Annotated in this window: 15 protein-coding genes; 5 read left to right on the top strand and 10 right to left on the bottom strand. The window is 68.5% G+C overall.

Annotated features, from left to right (window positions below; translation table 11 throughout):
* Positions 1–36: 36 nt before the first annotated feature.
* Positions 37–390 carry a DUF1428 domain-containing protein gene (locus AB4Z27_RS14995; protein ID WP_092295869.1) on the top strand — a complete coding sequence of 118 codons (354 nt, stop codon included), beginning with the start codon at positions 37–39 and terminating at the stop codon, positions 388–390.
* Here the strand turns inward: AB4Z27_RS14995 and AB4Z27_RS14990 are convergent.
* The gene (locus tag AB4Z27_RS14990) at positions 374–1,264 is read right to left on the bottom strand and encodes a LysR family transcriptional regulator (RefSeq protein ID WP_441644689.1); all 891 of its coding nucleotides are present in this window, start codon (positions 1,262–1,264) and stop codon (positions 374–376) included. The two genes, AB4Z27_RS14995 and AB4Z27_RS14990, sit on opposite strands and share 17 nt — an antisense overlap.
* Positions 1,265–1,407: 143 nt before the next feature.
* Here AB4Z27_RS14990 and AB4Z27_RS14985 point away from each other — a divergent pair, with 143 nt between their 5' ends.
* Together AB4Z27_RS14985 and AB4Z27_RS14980 are read left to right on the top strand one after the other, a co-directional pair.
* Positions 1,408–2,517, top strand: a complete 1,110-nt coding sequence (locus tag AB4Z27_RS14985) for a TauD/TfdA family dioxygenase (protein ID WP_092295875.1) — start codon at positions 1,408–1,410, stop codon at positions 2,515–2,517.
* Between the two features lie 49 nt (positions 2,518–2,566).
* Complete coding sequence (locus AB4Z27_RS14980) at positions 2,567–3,523, top strand: tripartite tricarboxylate transporter substrate-binding protein (RefSeq protein ID WP_092295877.1); 957 nt, start codon at positions 2,567–2,569, stop codon at positions 3,521–3,523.
* 26 nt (positions 3,524–3,549) lie between these two features.
* Here AB4Z27_RS14980 and AB4Z27_RS14975 read toward each other — a convergent pair whose 3' ends face one another.
* The 6 genes from AB4Z27_RS14975 to flhB all read right to left on the bottom strand — a co-directional run bounded on the left by AB4Z27_RS14975 (position 3,550) and on the right by flhB (position 11,429).
* Positions 3,550–4,002 carry a flagellar protein FlhE gene (locus AB4Z27_RS14975; protein ID WP_441644688.1) on the bottom strand — a complete coding sequence of 151 codons (453 nt, stop codon included), beginning with the start codon at positions 4,000–4,002 and terminating at the stop codon, positions 3,550–3,552.
* A complete protein-coding gene (locus tag AB4Z27_RS14970; RefSeq protein WP_092295880.1) occupies positions 4,002–4,718 on the bottom strand; it encodes an RNA polymerase sigma factor FliA in 717 nt (238 codons plus the stop codon). The genes AB4Z27_RS14975 and AB4Z27_RS14970 overlap by 1 nt, the downstream gene beginning before the upstream one ends.
* Before the next feature lie 109 nt (positions 4,719–4,827).
* Entirely contained in the window at positions 4,828–5,631 is an 804-nt protein-coding gene (locus tag AB4Z27_RS14965; protein ID WP_092296232.1) for a MinD/ParA family ATP-binding protein, read from the bottom strand.
* Positions 5,632–5,643: 12 nt separating this feature from the next.
* Positions 5,644–8,193: a flagellar biosynthesis protein FlhF gene (gene flhF / locus AB4Z27_RS14960; RefSeq protein ID WP_092295883.1), complete on the bottom strand. Its 2,550-nt coding sequence runs from the start codon at positions 8,191–8,193 to the stop codon at positions 5,644–5,646.
* A gap of 9 nt (positions 8,194–8,202) precedes the next feature.
* Positions 8,203–10,290: a flagellar biosynthesis protein FlhA gene (gene flhA, locus AB4Z27_RS14955; protein WP_441644687.1), complete on the bottom strand. Its 2,088-nt coding sequence runs from the start codon at positions 10,288–10,290 to the stop codon at positions 8,203–8,205.
* Complete coding sequence (gene flhB / locus AB4Z27_RS14950; RefSeq protein ID WP_092295889.1) at positions 10,287–11,429, bottom strand: flagellar biosynthesis protein FlhB; 1,143 nt, start codon at positions 11,427–11,429, stop codon at positions 10,287–10,289. Before flhB ends, flhA begins: the two co-directional genes overlap by 4 nt.
* Before the next feature lie 429 nt (positions 11,430–11,858).
* Here flhB and AB4Z27_RS14945 point away from each other — a divergent pair, with 429 nt between their 5' ends.
* Both AB4Z27_RS14945 and AB4Z27_RS14940 read left to right on the top strand, forming a co-directional pair.
* Positions 11,859–12,326, top strand: coding sequence for an antitoxin PaaA2 family protein (locus AB4Z27_RS14945; RefSeq protein ID WP_177219945.1), 468 nt, complete (start codon positions 11,859–11,861; stop codon positions 12,324–12,326).
* A gap of 9 nt (positions 12,327–12,335) precedes the next feature.
* On the top strand, positions 12,336–12,617 hold the full coding sequence (locus tag AB4Z27_RS14940; RefSeq protein WP_441644697.1) for a type II toxin-antitoxin system RelE/ParE family toxin: 282 nt from the start codon (positions 12,336–12,338) through the stop codon (positions 12,615–12,617).
* A gap of 40 nt (positions 12,618–12,657) precedes the next feature.
* Here AB4Z27_RS14940 and AB4Z27_RS14935 read toward each other — a convergent pair whose 3' ends face one another.
* From AB4Z27_RS14935 to AB4Z27_RS14925, 3 genes are all read right to left on the bottom strand, one after another.
* Positions 12,658–13,521: an oxidoreductase gene (locus AB4Z27_RS14935; protein ID WP_441644686.1), complete on the bottom strand. Its 864-nt coding sequence runs from the start codon at positions 13,519–13,521 to the stop codon at positions 12,658–12,660.
* A 155-nt stretch (positions 13,522–13,676) separates the two neighbouring features.
* Complete coding sequence (locus tag AB4Z27_RS14930; RefSeq protein WP_441592647.1) at positions 13,677–15,464, bottom strand: ATP-binding protein; 1,788 nt, start codon at positions 15,462–15,464, stop codon at positions 13,677–13,679.
* A 205-nt stretch (positions 15,465–15,669) separates the two neighbouring features.
* On the bottom strand, positions 15,670–16,377 hold the full coding sequence (locus tag AB4Z27_RS14925; protein WP_441644685.1) for a YceH family protein: 708 nt from the start codon (positions 16,375–16,377) through the stop codon (positions 15,670–15,672).
* Between the last annotated feature and the right edge of the window lie 18 nt (positions 16,378–16,395).

The following is a 16,395-nucleotide window of genomic DNA, read 5'->3' as shown; positions in this document are numbered from 1 at the left end:
ATGGTGATAAGCCCAAGACCCAGCGGAGCGAGTGCCATGGCATACATCGACGGATTCGTGCTGGCCGTGAAGACGGCCAATCGGGAAACCTACCGGCAGGTGGCGCAGAAGGCGTCCACCGTGTTCAAGGAGCACGGCGCGCTGAAGGTGGTGGAGTGCTGGGGCGACGACGTGCCGGAAGGCAAGGTCACCTCGTTCACCATGGCCGTTCAGCGCAAGGACGACGAGGCGGTGGTGTTCTCGTGGATCCTGTGGCCGTCGCGCGAGGCGCGCGACAAGGGCATGGCCGCCGCGATGGCCGACGAGCGGCTCAAGGAAGGCATGGAYCCGATGCCGTTCGACGGCCAGCGCATGATCTTCGGCGGCTTCGAGGTCATCGTGGACGCCTAGCGGACGCCCGCAGCAAGGTGCGCTCCACGGCCTCCGTGAGCGCCTGCAGCACCCGGCTGTCCTCGTCCGCCTTGCGCGACACGAGCGAGATCTGCAGCGTCGGCGCGTCGGCCCCCAGCCGCACGCGCCGCACCGGGTAGCGGTCGCAGACCGTCGGGTCCATCAACTGCACCACGGAAACGCCCAGCCCCGCGCTGACCATGGCGACGATGGCGATGACGCTGTCGAACTCCATCGCACTGCGTTTCTCCGGCATCACCCCGTGCACGTACCGCGCCGCCATGGCGCCGGTGACGGTGGCGCGGTCGTAGCGGATCCAGTCGTAGCGGGCAAGCAGCTCGGCCGCGCTGGCCTCCCCGGCGTCCGGCGGGGCGATCAGCACCATCTCCCGCGTGCCGACCGGATGCCAGCGCAGGCTCGCCAGGCGGCCGGTTTCGGGCCGGGCCACCACCGCCGCATCGAGTTGCCCCGCCTTGACCAGATCCAGCAGCCCGGCGCTGCGGCCGCGCACCGGCCGCACGCGCAGCTTCGGGTAGTGRTCGCGCAGGTAGCGCAGCGTGCCCGGCAGCAGCACCGGCTGGATCGATTCGATCACCCCGAGCCGCACCGAACCCTCCACGGCCACGGACACCCGGCGCCGCAGCGCATGGAGGTAGCGCAGCCCGCCCTCCATGGCGGCGGCCACCTCGCGGGCCACGGCGGTGGGCCGTACCTGCAGGCCGGATCGATCGAACAGCGGCTGGCCGACATACTGCTCCAGYTGCTTCATCTGCATGCTGACCGCGCTCGGCGTGAGGTGCATCGTGGCGGCAGCCGCCGCGAACGAGCCCTCCTCGATCACGGCAGCGAGGGTGGCGAAGGTCTCCAGCTTCATCAGTTTTCCTTATCAGCGACGTCAAGGAACGTCACTTTTTCTTAGCTGTTCTGAAGCTTAGACTGGCTGCACGACGTCATGCAAGGCGCCCCCCAGCGCCCGCRCCCAGACGTCCCTTCCATAAGACTCCGAGACACCGCCCCATGACCGCCTATCGTCCCACCGCGTGGCTGGCCGCCGATGCCGACCGCGACACCTCCTGGATCCAGCGCCTCTCCGCTGCCGAAGTGGCCAGCTTCGACACCGCCCTCACCCACGCCATCGCGCTGGACAAGCCGCTGCTGGAGATGACCGCCGATGACTTCCCGCTCGACGCCGCCGCCCGCGACGCGCTGGCCCGCGCCATCGACACCACGCAGGGCCGCTGGGGCATGTGCCTGCTGAAGGGCTTTCCCGTGCACCGCTGGACCGAGGACGAGACCCGCCTCGCCTACTGGGGCATGGGCCTGCACATGGGCGTGGCGCGCACGCAGAACCGCGCCAGCGACTTCATGAACGATGTGCGCGACGTGGGCGCCGCGTACAAGGGCAAGAACGGCCGCGGCTACAACACCAACGCCGGCCTCGACTTCCACACCGATTCCTGCGACGTGGTCGGCCTGCTGTGCCGCCGCGCGGCCCGCAGCGGCGGCGCAAGCAAGGTAGTCAGCTCGATCGCCCTGCGCGACGCCATGCTGCGCCGCCGCCCGGACCTCGAAGCCGTGCTCCACGCCCCGTTCCACTACAGCTACCAGGGCGCGCAGGACCCCGCCCAGCCGCCGCACTATGCCTGCACCATCCTCGGCAACCATCCTTGGGCCTTCGCCATGCGCACCAACCGCAAGAACGTGGTGGCCGCCCAGCGCGACTTCGACGATGTGCCGCGCCTGACGGCGGCCCAGGAAGCGGCCCTCGACGAACTGGACGCGCTACTGACCGACCCGAGCCTGTGCTTCTCGATGCAGCTCGAACAGGGCGACCTGCAACTGCTGAACAACTATGTCACTGTGCATTCGCGCACGAATTTCGAGGACTACGAGGAGTTCGACCGCAAGCGCCACCTGCTGCGGCTCTGGCTGGCCGTGCCGGGCGCCCAGCCGCTGCCGGACGAGTGGGCCGACTACTTCACCGACGTCCGCGCGGGTGCGGTGCGGGGTGGCCTGCGCGGCAGCGCGCGCAGTGCCGAGTTCGACGCCTACGAGCGCCGCCAGGCCGCCGCACTGGGCATGCCGCTGATGCCGTGGGCGCCAGCCGCCCAGCCCGCCACGGCCTAGGCGCCAGCATCGCCCCACAAAAAATACAAAGATAAATACGGAGACAACCATGGAACGACGCGATTTCCTCGCGCTGCTGTCGGCGGCGCTGATCCTGCCCCCGGGTCTGGCGCGGGCGGCGCCGGCCGTCACGAAAGTCCTCGTCGGCGCCACGCCGGGCGGCGGCACCGACATCGTCGCGCGCTCCCTGTCGGCCGAGCTGGAGCAGCGGCTCAAGCATCCCTTCATCGTCGAAAACCGGGGCGGCGCGGCCGGCAATATCGCCGCCATCGCCGTGGCCAAGGCGGACCCCGATGGCGGCACGCTGCTGCTGAGCTACACCAGCCACGCGATCAATCCGGCGCTGTTCGAGAAAAAGCCATTCGACGCCATCAAGGACTTCACGCCGATCTCGCTGATCGCCAGTTCGCCGCTGATCCTGGTGTCGCGCCCGGACCTTGGCGTCAGCAACCTGCGCGAACTGGTGGCGCTGGCGAAGTCGAAGCCGGGCAAGCTGAGCATCGCCGTGGCCGGCGTGGGCAGCGCCAACCATCTGGCGGGAGAGATGCTCAAGCACGAGGCCGGCATCGACATCGTCAGCGTGCCGTACAAGGGCGCCGGCCCGGCCGTGGCCGATGTGGTGGGCAGCCAGGCCGACCTGCTGCTAGGCAACGTGGCCACAGTGCAGCCGCTGCTTGTGGCCGGCAAGCTCAAGGGGCTCGGCGTGAGCAGCCCGCAGCGGCTGGCGGCGTTCCCGAACCTCGCCCCGATTGCCGATCTCGTGCCGGGCTTCGACTACAGCTCGTGGTACGGCCTGCTCGGCCCGGCCGGCATGCCGCCGGACATGGTGCGGGAACTGGAGACGGCAGCCCGCGCGGCCGTGGCRGCGCCGGCCATGCGCAAGCGCTTGCAGGGGGAAGGTCTGGTACCAGTGGGGAATAGCGCCGCCCAGTTCGCGCAGTTCCTGCAGGCGGAAATCGCGCGATGGGCGAAGGTGGTGGCCGTCACGCACACACGCGTGGCGTGAGGCGGCAGATGTAAAGCCCGGGACGGTTAGCGGAAGCTGACCGTCACCTCGTTGCTGCGCCCTTGCAGCGACGGCGCCAGGCCGCCGTTGCCCGGCACGCGGAAGGCGAATACGAAGCCCTTGCTGGCATCGTCGCCAACGAAGGCGTTGGTCTTGCCCTCGGCACCCGGCAGCATCACGCAGCGGTCGGCATTGCAGAGGTAGGCCTGCAGGTCCGGCGGCGGCACGCGCGTGAAGCTGTAACGCCAGCGCACCGCGGTGATGACGCCAGCCGACTGCGGCAGCACCCCGCCCGGCACGATCGGCGCGGACAGCGCGCGCTGGCCCCGGTTCGCAATCATCGGGCCCACCGCCGAGCCAGTCCAGGCATGGCGCGACGGGCCGATTTCGAGCGTTGCCTTCGTCAAGCCCTGCGCCGACAGGATCGCCGGCAGGAAGCCGCAGAGYGCGGCCACCGTCATCGACAGCCAGSCACGCATTACAGCAAACCCCGCAGCTGGTTGCGCAGGCGGGTAATCGCCTGGCTGCGGATCTGGCACACGCGTGACTCGGTCACTTCCAGCACCGCGCCAATCTCGCGCAGGTTCAGTTCCTGGTCGTAGCACAGCGACAGCACCAGCTTTTCCCGCTCGGGCAGCTTGTCGATGGCGCGGATCAGCGCCTCGCGCATGCCGGACTCCATCAGCACCGTCAGCGGGTTGCCGTCGTCGGTCACGCCGAGATGGCGGTCCAGGAAGTCTTCCTCGCCGGAGCGCTCGAAGTCCTCGTAGTGCAGCAGCTGGCAGCCGTAGACCTCGTTGAGCAGCTCCTGGTATTCGTCGAGCGCCATATCGAGTTCCTTGGCCACCTCGGAGTCGATCGGCGTGCGGCCGAGCTTCTGTTCGAGGCTGCGCTGGGTGCGCTCGATCTTGCGCGTGAACTGGCGCAGGCTGCGCGACTGCCAGTCGTTGGCGCGCACCTCGTCGAGCATCGCGCCTCGGATGCGCTGGCTCGCGTAGGTCTCGAAGCGGGCGCCGTGGTTGTCTTCATAGCGCTTGGCAGCGTCGAGCAGGCCGATCATGCCGGCCTGGATCAGGTCGTCGATCTGGACACTGGCAGGCAGCTTGGCCGCCAGTTGCAACGCGATCCGTCGCACCAGCGGCGCATGTGACTTGACCACGTCTGCCTGTTCGAGCTTTCCCTGAATCGTATACATGGTGGAATTCTCGGTAATAACTTGGTTCGGTGCCAGCGCCCCACATTCCTTGCGGGGCGGACTGGCTGGCTGAGTGTCGGTCCGGTTGTTGCGACTTCTTGTTCTGGTATCAGGCGGGAACGGCCGCGGCCATCCCCGGAGAGACTGCTTCCTGGCGCAGCGGCCATGCCCCGATGCCGCTGGCCACGTGGCGCAGCGCGCCGGTGGCCGCGGCGGCCGGATAGGCCTCCACGACGCAGCGGCCCAGCTGCAGCGCACGGGCCACCAGCGGATCCAGCGGCAGGTAGCCCGCCAGGCTTGCCTCCACGCCCAGGTACTGGCTCGCCGTGCGGGCCAGGTTGCGCGAGAGGGCCATCACCGTCGCTTCCTTGTCCGCCATATTGACGATCAGCTGGAAGTGACGGCATGCAAATTCATGGTGCAGCCGCTTGATGCAGGCGTAGGCAGCGGTGATCGACGTGGCCTCGGGCCGCATCACGATCACGAAGTTGTGCGCCGCGCCGGCCATGGGCGACAGCGCGCCGGACTCGCTCGACTGCGCATCGACCAGCACCGTRCGGATGCCCGGCAAGGCGCGGTCGTCGATCTGCGCGCCGGCGGGCACGTTGCCGGCCGGCAGCACGGCCACGCCGCTGGCGGCACGGGTGCCCGCCGCCGCGTCGAACGGCATCCGGCCGCCCAGCACATCGGCCAGCGTGGCCTTCGGCGCCGCGCCGGCAAGCCGGGTGGCGCGCGCGGCGGCGCGGTCTTCATCGGCCAGCAGCACACGTTCGCCCTGCATGGCGAGCGCGTTGGCCAGCCCGAGCGCCACGGTGGTGGCACCGGCGCCGGCCTCGCAGCCCACCACGGCGATACGCCGGGTGACGCGCGGTGCCAGCATGCGGCGCAGGCTTTCCGCCTGGTCGGAGCCCATCAGGTTCAAGGCTTACTCTCCTGCGGGGGCCAGTTGACGGGCGGCACTGGCACCAAGGGCGTCCATCGCCTGGCGCGCCGAGTCGGGCGTGTCGTCGAATGCCGGGGCCGGGGCCGAAGCCACGTTGCGGCCCGGGTAGTTCTCGAGCACGTCCAGCAGCGCCAGCAGGCGGCCCATGCCTTCGTTGAGCACGGCGCCGGACACCGGCGCATTGACGCGGGCGGTGGCGCGGCCAGCCAGGCGCGACAGGAACGCGGGCGCCGTCGGCGTCGGGTTGTGTTGCAGGCGCAGCGCGGTCAGGCCGAGCTGCACCGAGACCAGCGTGCCGAGCGTGTCGTCGTCGCCCGCACCGTTGCCCTCGCTGCCCTGCGCGAAGTGCTCCATCGCATGGCGCAGCGTGCGGAACTGCTCTTCCGCGTGGTGCGTCCACTGAGCCCAGCGGGCCACCTGGGCGGCCACGTCGGCCAGCGCCGGGTCGCACAGCACGTAGTCCACGGACAGCATGTCGCCGGTTTCTCGATCGACCAGCCGGGACACCACGAGGCAAGCCTCGGTGCCGGCCTCGGCGCCGGCCCCCTGGCCACGGCCACGGGCGGCGGCGCGCACCTGGCCTTCGGGCACGCGCACCATGCAGTGGCCGAGCCAGTGCACGGCGTCGCGGTCGCGGCAGGTGGTGTCGCCGATGGCGAGGAAGGTCAGCGTATCGGCAATGGTGTCGAGCTTGTTGGCGGCGCCGTCGGCAATCACGCGCGTGGTCTTGCGCGTGCCGGCCACCCAGCGTTCGCCCAGTTGCTGCCAGCGCGCCAGCGTGGCGGCGGACGGCAGCGAGGCATTGAGGTTGACCACGGTGCGGGCGGCGGCCAGCGTGGCGCGCACGGTGGCGGCTTCGGCTTCCGCCTCGGCTTCGGCCATCGACTGGCGCGTGCGGCCGGCGGGCACCACCGTGGTGGCCAGCGGCGTGCCGTCACGGTCGGCCAGCCACAGCGTCTGTTGCAGCAGTTGCGGGGCGCGGCGACCCGGCACGGTCTGCGAGGCGGTGCCGGTCACAGCGAGCACGTAGCGGTCGCACGCGCGGCTGGCGTCGCGGCACATCGACAGGCGCACCTGCTGGGCCATCTGGCGCAGCGCCGGCGCACCGGCGCCGCGTTGCTGCCACAGCGAGCGGGCCACGTCGAAGCCGTACTGCGCGCCGTTGAGTTCCTCCACGCACACGCCCACGGCGTTGGCGCTGTCGGTCAGCGAGCGCAGCACATCGTCGGCGCCGGCACGCTCGGTCTGGGCTGGCTCGGCGGCGCTGGCCTGGCGCCGCGCCACATCGGCATCGGCGAACAGCGAGCCACGGCGCGGCGTCAGGAAGGCACGTTCGACCAGGGCATCGGCTTGAGCCAGTTCGAGGTGCTCCGGCACGCGCTGGCCGGTGGAGGCGTAGAACACGGGCAGGCGGTGGCGGATCACCACGTCGAGCACCGAGCCCAGGTGGGTGGCTTCGTCCAGCTTGCTGATGATGCAGCCGTCGATACCGGCGGCGTCGCCAGCGGTGTCGTTGCGGTAGGCGTGCACGACTTCATTGAGCGTGTCGCCGTGCGCGGCGCCGTTGAGCAGCAGCACACGCTGCATCGGGGCCTGCACGCCGGCCAGCATCGAGATCTGGTCGGACAGGCTGCGGTCGCGCTGGCTCATGCCCACCGTGTCGATGATGACGAGGTGCTTGTCCTTCATGGCCGACAGCGCGAAGCGCAGGTCGGCGGCGTCCTTCACGGCATGCACGGGCACGCCGAGGATGTCGCCATAGATACGCAGTTGTTCGTGCGCGCCGATCCGGAAGCGGTCGGTGGTCAGCAGCGCGAGCTTGCCCGGGCCGTGGCGCAGCACGAAGCGCGCGGCCAGCTTGGCGGTGGTGGTGGTCTTGCCGACGCCGGTCGGGCCGATCAGCGCGAGCACGCCGCCCTGCGCGAACAGCGTGTCCTCATCGGCCAGCACCGGCACCTTGCGGGCCAGYTCCTGGCGGATCCAGGCCATCGCGGCCGGACGGTCCGTGCCGACTGGCAGGTGGGCGAGCAACGTGCGCGAAAGCTGGCCCGAGAAGCCGGCGTTGACGAGCCATTCGAACAGCGACTCGCGTAGCGGGTCGCCAGCGGCCACGCCGGCGGGCGTGTTGGCCAGGCCGGCGAACTGGCGCTCCAGCATGCTGCGCATCGAGGCCAGCTCGCCGCGCAGGTCCCCCAGCGCGGCCGGGTCGGACGCGTCGGCGGTCATCATCGACGGCATCTGTGCGATCGGGGCCGGTGCGAACTGAGACATCGAGGACGACGGGGGCATCGAAGACAGCGGCGCCATCGGGCTCATCGACAGCATCGATGCCGATGACGCCGATGACGCGGATGGCGCGTACGGCTGCGCCGTGGCGCTGACGGCGCCCAGGTCCGCATCGCGCATCGCCACAATTTCCACGCCGCCCTCGATGGCCCGGTTGGACAGCACCACGGCGTCGGGGCCCATGGCCTCGCGCACCTTGCGCATCGCTTCGCGGCCATTGGCCGCCACAAACTTCGCCACGCTCATGTTCGTTCCTTACGCCGCGCCGCCGATCATTGCGGTAATGCGGATGTTGCGGTTGTCCGGGACTTCGGCATGCGACAGCACCTTCAGTTGGGGCAGCGTACGGCGCAGGAAGCGCGCCATCAGCGGCCGCAGCGGGGACGGCACCAGCAGCACGGGGTCGAGACCCATCTGCTCCTGGCGGCCGACCGCGCCCTGCGCCTGCTGGAGCAGCGCATCGGCCAGGCCCGGCTCGATGCCGCCGCCGTTGGCCAGCGCCTGCGTCAGCACGCGTTCCAGGCCGGCGTCGAGGCTGATGACCTGCAGGTCGGCATTGTTCGGGAACAGCTGCTGCGTGATGGCCCGGCCCAGCGCCACGCGCACCAGCGCCGTGAGTTCGGTAGGCTCGCTGACCTTGGTGGCGTGCTCGGCCACCACGTCGAGGATCGTGCGCATGTCGCGGATCGGCACACCTTCGTCCAGCAGGTTCTGCAGCACCTTCTGCAGGCCGGTCAGCGAGATCGTCTTCGGCACGAGGTCTTCGGTCAGCTTCGGCGATTCCTTGGCGATGCGGTCCAGCAGCGACTGCACTTCCTGGCGCCCCAGCAGCTCGGAGGCGTGCATCTGGATCAGGTGGTTCAGGTGGGTGGCCACCACTGTGCTGGCGTCGACCACGGTGTAGCCGTAGGCCTGCGCCTGCTCCTTGAGGCTGGCGTCGATCCACACCGCCGGCAGGCCGAAAGCGGGGTCGCGCGTGACCGGGCCCGGCAGCGTGCCGCTGACCTGGCCGGGGTTGATGGCCATCCACTGGCCCGGCGTGGCCTCGCCGCTGCCAATCTCCACGCCCTTGAGCGTGATGCGGTAGGCGTTGGGCTTGAGTTCGAGGTTGTCGCGGATATGCACCACCGGCACCAGGAAGCCGATGTCCTGCGCAATCTTCTTGCGGATGCTCTTGATACGGCCCAGCAGTTCGCCGTTCTGGCCGCGGTCCACCAGCGTGATCAGGCGGTAGCCCACTTCCATGCCCAGCGGGTCGACCATCGTCACGTCTTCCCACGTGGCTTCGGCGGCTTCTGCGGCCACGGCCGGCTTGCGCTCTTCGCGGACCTTGGTCTCGGCCTGCACGGCGTCGCGGCGCAGCATGTAGCGGCCGAACCAGGCCATCGCGCCGGCCAGCAGCAGGAAGGCGAAGTGCGGCATGCCGGGGATGATGCCCATCGCGCCGATGATGCCGGCGGTCAGGAACATGACGCGCGGGTTCGAGAAGAGCTGGCCGGTAAGCTGCTGGCCGACGTCCTGCTCGTTCGACACGCGCGAGACGATCACACCGGCGGCGGTGGAGATCACCAGCGCCGGGATCTGCGCGACCAGGCCATCGCCGATGGTCAGCAGCGTGTAGTTRTGCACCGCGGTGCCGAAGTCCAGGTCATGCTGCACCATGCCCACGACCATGCCGGCCGCGAYRTTGATGAACATGATGATCAGCCCGGCGATGGCGTCGCCGCGCACGAACTTCGAGGCACCGTCCATGGCRCCGTAGAAGTCGGACTCCTGCGCCACTTCGGTACGGCGCTTGCGGGCGCCTTCCTCGTTGATCAGGCCGGCGTTCAGGTCCGCGTCGATGGCCATCTGCTTGCCGGGCATGGCATCGAGCATGAAGCGCGCACCCACTTCAGCGATACGGCCCGCACCCTTGGTGATCACCATGAAGTTGATCACCACCAGGATGGCGAACACCACGATACCCACCGCGAAGTTGCCGCCCACCAGGAAGTGGCCGAAGGCCTCGATCACCTTGCCGGCGGCGTCCGGGCCGGTATGGCCCTCCAGCAGCACCACGCGCGTGGAGGCCACGTTCAGCGACAGGCGCAGCAGCGTGGAGAACAGCAGCACGGCCGGGAACGCCGCGAAGTCCAGCGCCGTGCGGGTGTACATGCCCACCAGCAGCACCATGATGGACAGCGCGATGTTGAACGTGAACAGCAGGTCCAGCACAAACGCGGGCAGCGGCAGGATCATCATGCCGAGGATCATGACGATCAGCAGCGGTCCTGCCAGCGCCTTCAGCTGGGCGCCCGAGCGCAGGCCCGGGATRTTGAAGAAATTCGTCAGTGCGTTCATGCGCGGGCTTCCGGTACGGCAAGTTCGTCCGGCACCACCAGCTCCGTCGGTCCCGAAGGCTGCGGACCGTTGGAGTAGTGCCAGTGTTTCAGTTGATAGACCCAGGCCAGGATCTCGGCCACGGCGGTATACAGGCCCGCCGGGATTTCATGCCCCAGCTCCACGTGCCGGTGCAGCGCCCGCGCCAGCGGCGGCGCGGACAGGATCGGCACGCGATGTTCGGCGGCCAGTTCGCGGATGCGAGCGGCCACTTCCTCGGTTCCCTTGGCGACGACGCGCGGCGCGCCCATGCCGCCTTCCTCATAGCGCAGCGCCACGGCGAAGTGCGTGGGGTTGGTCACCACCACATCGGCCTTGGGCACCTCGGTCATCATGCGGCGACGCGCCATGGCCCGCTGCTGCTGCCGGATGCGGGCCTTGATGTGCGGATCGCCATCGGTTTCCTTCATCTCCTGCTTGACCTCTTCCTTGGTCATGCGGAGCTTCTTGTAGAACGTCCAGAGCTGCCAGGGCACGTCCAGCGCCACCACCAGCAGCAGCGAGCCGGACACCACGCCGCACACGTAGAGCACTAGCTCCATCAGGTGCAGCAGCGCCTCCTGCACGGGCGCGTTCATCAGCGCCACGGCCTCCGGCAGCTTGCGCCAGACCATCCAGGCGCCCACGCCGCCCACCAGCAGCGACTTGGCGATGGCCTTGCCGAGTTCCACCAGCGAATGCGAGGAGAACATCCGGCCCAGCCCCTGCAGCGGGGAGAGGCGCGAGAAATCCGGCATGAACGACTTGCTCGCGAACAGCCAGCCGCCCAGCGCCAGCGGGGCCATCAGCGCGGCCACCCCGAACATCAGCAGCAGCGGCAGGAAGGCCAGCAGGCTGTCCCAGATAGCGATGCCGAACTGCGACAGCATGCGGTTGGTGTCGAACGCGGTGGCCGGCTCGAAAGCCAGGCTCTTGTGCATCACGGCGTCCAGCCGGCGGCCCAGCGTGCCGCCCATGACCCACAGGCCGATCACGCCCGTCATCAGCATCACGAACGTGCCGAGCTCGCGCGAACGCACCACCTGCCCCTCCTCGCGCGCCTTTTCCAGGCGCCGGGGTGAKGCGGGTTCGGTTTTCTCGAGATCGCTTTCCTCGGACATGGACGCTCCAACGCGAAGCGCGCAGGCGGCACTTCGTCAGCGAGGATTATCAAATCCCGGGGGCGCTGGCATTCAGGGGAAAAGGGAGGRAAACAGGTGCCTGTTTCAGGAATGAGGGGGGCAGCGGAGTTAACGGCCCGGGGGGTACCGACCTTTAGGGCAAAGGTGCGGTGGCGGCCACTCCGGCGTCGTTTTGGCACCGATCGGGCGGCCATCTTGCCATGTCTTGCCGGTACCACGCAATGATGTGTTTTCGTTAAAGATTGCACCAAACATGTGATCTCAACAGCAATTCGACAGTCTTTGCCGGCAGTCCGGGTAGTCTGGCCTGGCTTTCGCAAAATCTCGCATTTTGTAGTGGATCGGCTGCCAGCCAATAGATGTTTGGTAGCATATTCCCCGTATCGATCACAATTGAGGGGATATGCCATGACGGCACAGACGGCCACCATCGACCAGACGATGCTCGAAAAACTGTCCGCCTCCGGCAGCCTGCAGCGCGTACGCGCGGTGGCGCAGACGGGCGGCTGGCGGATCGTGGTCCGGTACGGGACGAGCGAGAGCACCCTGGTGGTCCGGCGCGGCAACGTCCGCGTCTGGCCGAAGCTCGACACGTTGGTCAACTTTCTCGTCCGTATGCAGATAGCAGAATTCGAAGTCGACGCCACGGCGTTCCAGCCTGGCACCCACGTCGCCCGTCCCCGCCTGGACGCCGCCGAGCGCATGCGCGCGGCCCATGAGGCGGCAGCTTATGACCGGTGGTTTAAGGGGCAGGTGCAGGCGGGGTTAGATGATTCCCGGCCGCGCGTGCCGCACGAAGTCGTATTGCGGGAAATGGCGGAAGAGAATGAGGCGCTGCTGGCCAGCATCGCCCGCGATTCGAACCGGGGGAGTTGACCGTTGAGGGTGGAGTGGTCAACGACCGCACGGGAGGAACGCAAGGCCCTGTTCCACCGCATCGCCGCTGACWACCGGTTGGCCGCCGTGAACCTGAACCTGCTCATTGCCGATCGCCTCGAAGCGCTTGTCAGGTTTCCAGCAATGTATCCCGCCGGAAAAGTGCCTGGTACACGACACATTRTCTTGAATCGCGAACACGTGCTGGTCTACGCATGGCATCCGCAGGAGGAGGTCATTCACATCCTGCGTATCGTTGGTACGCGTCAGCAGCGTCGGCGTCTCACTTAGCGCGGGTTGGCGGCCATGCCTGACCGCTAACCCGGCTGCCTTACCGCACCACGTCCGCGTGATCCGTCGACTCAGCCAGGGTGCGCCATGCGGCCAGTTCGGCTTCCACGAACTTGTGCTTCTGTTCGATGCGGGCGATGGCGTCGGTGCCCAGCGGCAGCCGCAGCGGGGGATGGTCGCTGTCCACGAGTTGCAGCATCGCCTCGGCGAGCTTCTCCGGGTTGCCCGGCTGGTTGTGGTTGGCACCAGCAGCAAAGACGCGCATCGCGCCCACCGTCTCGGCGTAGTCGGCAATCTCGGTCTTGGTGGCAACCAGCGAGTTGTCGTTCAGGAAGTCCGTGCGGAAGAAGCCCGGCTCGACCACCGTGGCGTGGATGCCCAGCGGGGCCAGCTCCTGGGACATGGCTTCGGTCAGCCCCTCCACCGCAAACTTCGAGGCGCCATAGACGCCCCAGCCGTGATAGGCCGAGTAGCCGCCCAGCGACGAGATATTGATGACATGGCCGCTGCGCTGCTGGCGCATCTGCGGCAGCACGGCCCGGSTGACGGCGAGCATGCCGAAGACGTTGGTGTCGAAGTTAGCCTTCGCTTCGGCGATGCTGGTCTCCTCCACCGCGCCGAGCACGCCGTAGCCGGCGTTGTTCACCAGCACGTCGATCCGGCCGAAGCAGGCCACGCCCTGGCGCACGGCCTCGACGGCGTCCGATTCGTTGGTCACATCGACCTTGACCGCGAGAAGGCCGGGCTGGTCGCCAATGGCATCGACGATGGCCTGGGGATTGCGCGCCGTGGCGATGACGCGGTCACCGCGTGCCAGCGCGTTGCGGACAAACAGCGTGCCGAAACCGCGCGACGCACCGGTAATGAACCAGACCTTGCTTTGGGATTGCTTCGAATCGGACATGACTGACTCCTGGGATTGGGTTGGCTCGGTTCCGGCCTTCGCTGCGATCGTCGCGGCGTGTCGGTTACCGTTGAGACCCATGGTAGGTAGTCAGACTTCCACAAACAATGGTGATGTRGATTACATGAAAAGCAACTGCTGGTTGTGAATCGACCTTAGCCGGAATGGAGGCTCTCGGCCATCGCGTCGCCACGTACCGTCTCGACGATCGCCTGCCGCAGCAACGGGGCGGCAATCGGCTTATGCAGCACCCGGAAGCCGCTGGCGTGGAGCGCCTTGAGGCGGTCCGGCGCCGTGTCGCCGGTGACGATCAGGCCCGGCACCTCGGTGTCGAGGTACTCGCGCAGCCACGCGATGGCCTGCCGGCCGGTCACCTGCGCGGCCAGCCGATAGTCGGCCAGGATCAGGTCCACCGGGGCCGGGCCGGCGATGCGCGCGCGCTGGTGGGCGGCGCAGACGGCTTCGACCGTGGCGCCCGCATAGACCGTGTGGCCCCAGAACGCGAGCAGGTCGCCCAGCGCCGCGAGGATTTGGGGATCGTCGTCGACCAGCATCACGCCATAGCGCGCCTGGAGGTCCGCCGGGGCGCGACCTTCGGCGCTGGTCAGGGCCGGCGCTTCCGGCTCGACATCGCGCGCCAGTGGCACGGTCACCGAGAAGTTGCTCCCCCGGCCGGGCGTGGAGCGCAGCTTCACGGGATGGCCGAGCAGGTCCGCCAGCCGACGCACGATGGCGAGACCGAGGCCCAGCCCGTGTTCGCTCTGCACATTGGGCAACTGGGCGAACTCCTCGAAGACCAGCGCCTGCTGCGAGGGGTCAATGCCGGGCCCACTGTCCAGGACCTGGATCTCGATCGCGCCGGGCCGGCGCCGGGCGCCCACCACGATGCGCGACTGCGGCGCGTAGCGCAGCGCGTTGCTCAACAGGTTGTCCAGGATGCGCCGCAGCAGCTCGGGRTCACTGTCGATCCACGCCTGGGCGACCCGCACGCGCAGCGTGCTGCCGCGCTGGCTGGCCTGCTCGGCATACTCGTCGCGCAGTTCGGCGAGCAGCTTGCCGAGAGACAACGGCCGGCGCCGTGCCGGCATCAGGCCGGCGTCGAGCCGCGACACGTGCAGCAGCCCGTCGAGCAGTCCGCCCATGCGGTCGAGCGTGCCGTTCAGGCGCCGGCTGATCTGCGTGGCCGCATCGGCGCGGACATCGCCACGCTCCGCCACCGCCGACAGCGAGGCGGAAAGCAGCCCGAGCGCATGCACCGGCTGGCGCAGGTCGTGGCTGGCGGCGGCCAGGAAGCGCGTCTTGGCCATGTCGGCCGCGGTTGCCCGGTCGCGCTCATGCTCGAGCTGGCCGATCAGGGCGAGATTCTCGAAGCGCAGCTTCACCCCGGTCAGCAGGGTGTGATACGTGACGCGGCTGAAATAGCTGTTCACGACGACCAGGGCGACCCCGAATGCTGCGTAAACGTTGTAGATAGGCTCCGGCCGCATCGCGCAATGGACGATGAACGGGCCGCTCATCAGCAAGACCATGCCGACGTAGATGCGTGGCTGCGCGGACAGCGCCGGCACGGCGCCGCACGTCATGCCGGCCAGGACGATGCAGGCGAAAGCCGTCCACTCGGCGCCCGGCGGGAACAGCGCGGTCGAGCCGACCCATCCCCACAACGCCGCCGATACCCATGACATCGCTGCGAAGCGGTTAGCCCAGGCGCGCGGCGTGGCGCTGGACTCATGCCGATAGAACACCGTCGAGAGCAGAATGCGCGCAAGCGTGACGGCATAGACCATCGCCATCCACCACAGCAGCGGCCCGATGTATGCGCTGTGGCGCAGCGCGTACACGATGGCCACCGGAATCACGAAGTTGGCGAACAGGACCCCATGCGACTGTCGATACAGCAGTCGCACCATGGCGGACTGGATGTCGCCACTGGGCTGGCTCATGAGGATTCCGGAAGGGCGCAGGCAAACAAGGCCGTGTGACGGCCGACGCCCCTTTATAGCATCGAACCTTTTACGCCGTGCCGATAACGGCGCCCGCGCGCGCGGACTGATTCCTCCCCGCAACACCCCCACGTTGGCGGGGCGGCGGGTTTAACGCAACTGCCATCTAGCGGGGAGCTGAGGCTGAGTGGGCGGAGGTGGCAGGCTAGCCGRGCCGCCCGGGTTCCACCTCGATGCCGAGCTGCCCGGCCATCTCTTCGACCAGGGCCTGCAGCCGCGCCACCTTGTCGGCCAGCTCGCGCTGGCTGATGCGCAGCGCTTCGAGTTCCGAAGACGAGCCGCCTTCCGGCGCCGACGCCCCGCGCGGCGCCGCCAGGTCTGCCACGCTGACCTCGCCGCAGAGCAGATGCATCCAGCGGCTCTCCCGCTCGCCCGGGGCGCGCGGCAGGCGGATAACGAGGGCCGGATTGCGCTCGGCGAGTTCATCGAGAAAGCCCTCCACGGACGAGATATCCGCGAAGGCGTGCAGGCGCGCCGTGTTGAGGCGCAGCTCCGCCGCCGTCTGCGGGCCGCGCAGCAGGAGCGTGGACAGCAGCGCCGCCGACTGGCTCGGCACGCCAAGCACCTTGGCCATGTTCTGCTCGAAGCGCGGCACCCGGCTGCTGCTGCCCTCGAACACCAGACTCAGCGACTTCAGGCCGTCGATGGCCGTCAGGATCTCGTCCTCCGACACGCTCATCACCGGCGACCGCGCGGTCTTCTGGTTGCAGCCCGACGCCAGCGCATTGAGCGAGAGCGGATAGGTGTCSGGCACGGTGTACTGCTTCTCCAGCAGCACAGCGACCACGCGGCCTTCCAGCGCCGTCAGCGCGCGCAGCGGCGGCCGCGCCGGGATTTCTGTATTGGCATTCATCGATGACATCAAGGTGAG

The sequence above is a fragment of the Cupriavidus sp. KB_39 genome (genome assembly GCF_052114485.1).
GTDB lineage: Bacteria > Pseudomonadota > Gammaproteobacteria > Burkholderiales > Burkholderiaceae > Cupriavidus.
Note: the sequence above shows the minus strand (reverse complement) of the source record. Positions and strands in the feature narration are given on the sequence as shown.